We start from the raw sequence: 6,224 nt of genomic DNA, 5'->3' as shown, positions 1-6,224 counted from the left end.
CATGGCTGCACACCGTACTTCAGCACGTTCACCGACAAGCAGGTCGTCGACCCGGCGACCCAGGCCCAGGTCTCGATCGCGCTCACCCGCGAGTCACGCGAGGCCGTCGACGAGATCCTCGAGAAGGGCCTCGCCGTGCAGCCGTTCGCGGCCCCCACGTCGCGCCAGAACCAGGTGAGCGCGTCGTCGTCGGCGGTGAGGTACCGCCGCAGGTGCCGCACCCCGGCCGCCAGGGCCGCCGGAAGCGTGATGATCGGCAGCGAGACGACCGCCACGAGCACCCCGATCAGCAGCACCTCGCCGAGGAGTCCGAACGCGCTCTTGGCGCCGGGGAACCTCGCCGTGGCGGCCGCGTCGTCGTGCGTCGGCCCGCTGCCCGAGAGGGCGGCGCGGCGTGCCGCGCGATCGGTGGCTCGCGACATCCGCCGACCTAGCCCTTCAGGCCCTGGGTGGCGACACCCGCGACGAGGAAGCGCTGGAACACGATGAAGAAGATCAGGATCGGCACCAGTGCGAGGAACGACACCGCGGCGGTCGCCCCGTAGTCGGACGTCGACGTCGCGTCGTTGTAGAGGCGCAGCGCGATCGGCAGCGGGTACTTCTCGGGCGAGTTGATGTAGAGCAGCGGGCCCAGGAAGTCGTTCCACGTCCAGATGAACGTGAAGATGGCGCTCGTGATCAGGGCGGGCTTGATGAGCGGCAGGATGATCGAGAAGAAGATCCGGATGTGCCCGGCGCCGTCGATGCGGGCCGCCTCGTCCATATCGCGCGGGATGTTGCGGATGAACTGCACGATCAGGAACACGAAGAACGCCTCGGTGGCGAGGAACTTCGGCAGGATCAGCGGCCAGTAGGTGTCGACCAGCTCGAGCTTATTGAAGAGCACGTACTGGGGGATGATGATCACGTGGAACGGCAGCAGCAGCGTGCCGATCATCGCGGCGAACAGCACGCCGACCCCGCGGAACTTGATGCGGGCGAAGGCGTAGGCGGCCAGCGCCGAGGAGAGCACGGTGCCGACCACGGCCATGATCGCGATGAAGAACGAGTTCGCGAAGAACCGCCACAGCGGCGTGCCGGCGATGCCCTCGACGACCTTCGTGTAGTTGTCGAACGTCGGGTTCTCAGGGATCAGGCCCGGGTTCTGGGCGAACTCGCTCGACGGCTTGAACGTCGAGAGGAACAGCCAGAGCAGCGGGTAGAGCACGATCGCCGTGAACGCGAGGAGCACCACGAACCAGATGACCGTGTTGATCGTGCGGCGCTTGACGCGCCGGCGCGGCTGGGTGGAGCTGCCGGGCTCGAGGGCGTTCTCGACGACCTCGACGCGGGGGGCTTCGAACGTGGTCATCGGTTCTCTCCGGCGTAGTGGACCCAGGACTTCTGGGTCTTGAACAGGATGAAGGCGATGATCGCGACCGCGATCACCAGCACCCAGGCCATCGCCGAGGCGTAGCCCATCTGCAGGTCGGCGAAGCCTCGCTTGTAGAGGTAGAGGGTGTAGAAGTTCGTCATGCCGGCCGGGCCGCCCGAGCCGTTCGAGATGATGTACGCCGACGCGAACACCTGGAACGCGTTGATCAGCTCGAGCAGCAGGTTGAAGAAGATCACGCTCGAGAGCATCGGGATGGTGACGTTGCGGAACTTGTGCCAGGGGCCGGCGCCGTCGACCTCGGCGGCCTCGTAGAGCTCCTGCGGGATCTGCTTGAGGCCCGCGAGGAAGATCACCATCGGGGCACCGAACTGCCACACCGCGAGCAGGATCATCATCGGGATGACGAGCTGCACGTTGCCGACCCAGCCGCCCAGGTCGATGCCGAAGAAGCTCAGGCTGTTGTCGACCGGGCCGTCGTTGGAGAACATGGCCCGCCACACGATCGCGACCGACACCGACGCGCCGATGAGCGAGGGGGCGTAGAACGAGGAGCGGAAGAAGCCGCTACCCCGGTCGCGGTAGTTGAGGAGCATCGCGATGCCCAGTGCGGCCGCGAGCTTGATCGGCGTGCCGACCAGCACGTACACGAGCGTGATCTGCACCGACTGGATGTAGTTCGGGTCCTCCGTGAACATGCGCACGAAGTTGTCGAGGCCGATCCACTCGGGTTCGGTGAAGAGGTTGTACTTGGTGAAGGCCAGGTAGAGCGAGAAGACCATCGGCCCGACCGTGAGGCCGAGGAATCCGATCAGCCAGGGCACGAGGAATCCGTACCCGGCCGCGGTCTCGCGACGGACCGCCGCTCGCCGGCCGGCGGTGGAGGGGATCTTGCCGCCCTCTGCTCGGCGGACCTGGCGCAGCTCCCGCCGGACGCTTCTCGACCCGGCGGATGCCGTGACGATCGATTCGGTTTCCGTGCTCACGTGATTCTCCGGTTCCTCGAGAAACAGTACTCCGGGCCCGGCGAGGCGTGGCGCCCCACCGGGCCCGGAACGACTGCTCAGGTGTTACTGGTTGAGGACGACGTCCATCTCGTTGAAGAACTGCTCGACGGCCTCGTCGACGGTCAGGGTGCCGAAGCCGAGCTCCTGGCCGAGCTGGCGGAACTTCTCCTCCAGGCTGCCGTAGCCGACGATCGGCACGGGCGGGGCGTCGCCGAGGCGGTCGGCGATGGAGTCCTCGTAGTCGCTGATCTGCTGGCCCAGCGGGTCGAGCTCAGCGCCCTCGAGCATGGTCTTCGACGCGGGCAGGCCGCGGTTGGTGCCGAAGATCGCGCCCGCCTCGGGGCTGTTCACGAGGAAGTTCACGAGCGTGGCCGCGGCCTCGGGGTGCTTGGTCGTCGACGCGATCGAGTGCAGCATCGACGGCTTGAGGTAGAGGTCCTTCGCCCCCTCCTCGGTCACCGGCGGGGCGACGAGGCCGAGCTCGGTGTAGCCCTCGCCGAGGTTGCCGAGGTAGCCGGCGCCGAAGTTGTCCCAGGTCAGCTCGCTCGTGGTGAGCGCGGCGTCGAAGCCGGAGACCGGGTAGATCTCCTCGAGCCGCTGCTGCGGGATGGTGTTGGCGCGCACGTCCTCGCCCTGCTCCCAGAACGCGGCGAGGTCCTTCTCGGTGAAGTTGGGCTCACCGTCTTCGGTGAAGAGGTCCTCGCCCTTCGCGCGCTGCTGGATCTCGAAGTTCTGGATGCGGCCGGTGTAGTCGGTGCCGCCCCAGAGCGCTCCGCCGCCGGCCTCGCTGACCTCGGCCATCCAGTCGGAGTAGTCCTGCCAGTCGCCGCCCTCGAACTCCTCGACGCCGACCTGCTCCAGCAGCTTCGGGTTCGTGAAGAGGCCCCACGCGTTGGTGGAGGTCGGGATGCCGGTGGTCTCGCCGTCGACGACGCCGATCTGCAGGATGTTCTCGGCGAGGGGCTCGGTGTCGATGATGTTGCCGAGGTAGGGCTCGAGATCGAGCAGGAGGCCGTTCTCCGAGTACTGCCGCAGGTACGAGTAGTCGAACTGCATGACGTCGGGAAGGCCGCCGCCGGCCGCCTCGGTCTGGCGCTTCTCCCAGAACTCGGGGAACCCGAGGAACGAGGAGTTGACGGTGATGTTCGGGTACTCCTCGTTGAAGGCCGCGATGGCCTCGTCGTAGAGGGCCGCACGCACGTCGTTGCCCCAGAAGGCCAGGTTCAGGGTGACCTTCTCGTCGGGATCGTACGTCGCGGCCGCCTCTTCGCCGCCACTGCCACCCGAGCAGCCCGTCAGCACGAGTGCCGCGCTCGCGGCGATCGCCGCTGCTGCGGCCGCCATGCGGCGCTTGCGAATGTTGAACATCGTTGTCCTCCCGGGATGAAAACGTCTCTGTCTGCCTGGTGCATGTCACGCCATGGGAAAGCGCTTCCCCAAAGATAGCCCAGGCGGGCAGGTGGGTCAACCGAATCCAGAAAATCGTTTCAATTCGTTATCGGATGCCGCGGCGACGCCGATTCACTCCGGTAGGAATCCCTGTTCAGGCGGTGTTTCCATCGGGGCGGCGTCGCGGTCGCACTCGAGCCGATCGTCCACGACTCGCAGCGGCGCCGAGAACACCGCGCTGAGCCGAGCCGCAGCGGCGTCGCTCGAGCCGAGCTCCGAGCCGTCCCAGTGCGGGTGCGTGAAGTAGTACAGCACGGCCCGAGCGCCGTCGACGACCACGTCGCCGTGCCGGCCGAACGTCGCGTCGCCGACCCTCGAGCCGGGGTCGCCGAGGATCACGTCGTCGGGGCCGCCCTGCCGCTCCCACGTCACGGCGTCGCGCGAGCGGTGCACGCCCATGCCGCGCCACTCGTCGACGAGCATCCACCACCAGCCGCCGAGCTCGAAGACGTTGGGACCCTCGTGGGGCCGCCCCCCGATGGCTCGGCCCTCCACCTGCCACGCCGACAGGTCGTCGCTCACCGCGACCCAGGTCGTCGAGTCATCGGCTTCGTCCTTGTACCAGAGTCGCCACCGCCCGTCGGGGCAGCGTGCCACGCAGGCGTCGATGACCCGATCGGAGCTCAACGGGATCTCGCCGACCGCCGACCAGCGTTCGAGGTCGTCGCTGACGTATTCGACGATGCGGCGTGCGTGCCCTTCCCAGCGGTCGGGGATGCCCTCGATCACGGTGAGGTACATGCGGTAGCGGTCGCCGTCGTCGATCACCTCGGGCGCCCAGTGCGTCTCGGCACCGGCACCCGATTCGAGGCCCGCAACGGTGCCGTCGTACCGCCAGGCGAGGCCGTCGTGCGACCGTGCCACCCCGATGCGCGACCCGTGCACCCACGCGACGCCCGGCTCATCGACCGTCGCGCGGCGCTGGGTGTAGAACATCCACCACTCCCCCGTGTCGCGGTGGCGGATCACGGTCGGGTCGGTCGCGCCGTCGTGCACGGGGTCGTGGAACAGCGCGTCGTCGACTGCCTCGGCGGCCATCCCCCTCAGCCCCGGCGCAGATCGGTGATGGGGCTCTCGAGGCTCCGCCGCCGGTCGGCGTCGTCGCGCAGGGTGTCGGGAGTGACCAGCGCGCCCGAAGCCGCCGAGGAGTAGATCGCGGTGACGATCTCGAACGAGCGGGCGGCGTCCGACGCGGTCGACGGCAGTGGCGCGCCCGACTGCAGCGCCGTGTAGATGTCGCGCACGAGCGGCCCGTGCCCGCTCGCCTCCTCGAGCTCGGGAAGCGCCCACGCGGCGGCCGTCTCGGCGTCGACGTGCGGCGCCGGGGTGATGCGCCAGTGCTCGTGCCCGTGCCCGTAGAGGTGGTCGACCGTCACGGTCGCGAGCTCGGTGTCGATGCGGATCGAGCTCGTCTCGCGCGGCGACAGTGCGCTGGTGATGACGGAGGCCACGGCGCCGCCGGCGAACGAGACGACCGCCGTCGAGACGTCCTCCATCTGCGTCTCGCGGTCGAGGCGCCAGAGCTGGCCCTGCACGCTCGCCCAGTCGCCGAGCAGCCACGCGAGCAGGTCGATCTGGTGGATGCCGAGCCCGAGCGTCGGGCCACCGCCCTCCGTCGCCCACTTGCCGCGCCACGGCACCTCGAAGTAGGCCGGGTCCCTGAACCACAGCGTCTGGCACGTCGCGACGAGCGGCCGCCCGAGCGCGCCCGAGTCGAGGAGGCCGCGCACGTGCGCCGCGGCCGAGCCGGTGCGCTGCTGGAACACGACCGCGAGGCGGCGGTCGTTGCGCGCCGCGGCATCCGTCATCGCGTCGAGCTGGTCGAGCGAGAGCGCGGCCGGCTTCTCGCAGACCACGTGCACGCCCGCGTCGAGGGCGGCGATCGCCTGCTCGGCGTGCACGCCCGGCGGGGTGCAGACGTGCAGCACGTCGATGCCGCCGTCGGCGAGCAGCGCTTCGAGCGATGCTGCGGTCGACGGCACGCCCCAACGCTCGGCGAAGGCGCGAGCGAGCTCGGGGTCGCGGTCGACGACGGCGACGAGCTCGGCGTCAGCGGTGGCGGCAATGGCTTCGGCGTGCGCGTTGGCGATGGCGCCGGTGCCGACGATCGAGGCGCGCAGCGGGGGGTGCTCAGGCATGGGGCTCCTCCATGGGGTCGGTGCGGTAGGTCTGAAGGCGCCCGCACATGCCGAAGGCGTCGGCGGCGGGCGACTGCGCGACACCGAGGCCCAGCATGCGTTCCGCCACGGTATGGCCGAACGAGCCGGTTCCCCCCGTCACCAGTACCCGTCGAGTTTCGTAGATTCCGTTCAAGCCCGTTTCCCCGCTTCACGCTGCAGCGCCTGAAGGTCGACACGATCGACCTCTTCTACCAGCACCGAGTGGATCCACCGACT

At 68.8% G+C, this 6,224-nt stretch carries 6 protein-coding genes and 1 pseudogene; all 7 read right to left on the bottom strand.

Going from position 1 to position 6,224, the window contains the following annotated elements:
* A pseudogene (locus GH736_RS15230) lies at nt 1-422 on the bottom strand (hypothetical protein); the annotation flags it as partial.
* A gap of 8 nt (nt 423-430) precedes the next feature.
* Nucleotides 431-1,351: a carbohydrate ABC transporter permease gene (locus tag GH736_RS15225; RefSeq protein WP_159604825.1), complete on the bottom strand. Its 921-nt coding sequence runs from the start codon at nt 1,349-1,351 to the stop codon at nt 431-433.
* Entirely contained in the window at nt 1,348-2,262 is a 915-nt protein-coding gene (locus GH736_RS15220) for a carbohydrate ABC transporter permease (protein ID WP_235934284.1), read from the bottom strand. Before GH736_RS15220 ends, GH736_RS15225 begins: the two co-directional genes overlap by 4 nt.
* A 180-nt stretch (nt 2,263-2,442) precedes the next feature.
* Nucleotides 2,443-3,747: an ABC transporter substrate-binding protein gene (locus GH736_RS15215; RefSeq protein WP_159604823.1), complete on the bottom strand. Its 1,305-nt coding sequence runs from the start codon at nt 3,745-3,747 to the stop codon at nt 2,443-2,445.
* 153 nt (nt 3,748-3,900) lie between these two features.
* Nucleotides 3,901-4,866 carry a family 43 glycosylhydrolase gene (locus GH736_RS15210; RefSeq protein ID WP_159604813.1) on the bottom strand — a complete coding sequence of 322 codons (966 nt, stop codon included), beginning with the start codon at nt 4,864-4,866 and terminating at the stop codon, nt 3,901-3,903.
* Nucleotides 4,867-4,871: 5 nt separating this feature from the next.
* A complete protein-coding gene (locus GH736_RS15205; RefSeq protein ID WP_159604811.1) occupies nt 4,872-5,966 on the bottom strand; it encodes a Gfo/Idh/MocA family protein in 1,095 nt (364 codons plus the stop codon).
* Nucleotides 5,959-6,141, bottom strand: coding sequence for a hypothetical protein (locus tag GH736_RS15200; protein WP_159604809.1), 183 nt, complete (start codon nt 6,139-6,141; stop codon nt 5,959-5,961). The genes GH736_RS15205 and GH736_RS15200 overlap by 8 nt, the downstream gene beginning before the upstream one ends.
* Nucleotides 6,142-6,224: the final 83 nt, after the last annotated feature.

Source organism: Agromyces humi, from assembly GCF_009720255.1.
GTDB classification, from domain to species: Bacteria; Actinomycetota; Actinomycetes; order Actinomycetales; family Microbacteriaceae; genus Agromyces; species Agromyces humi.
Note: the sequence above shows the minus strand (reverse complement) of the source record. Positions and strands in the feature narration are given on the sequence as shown.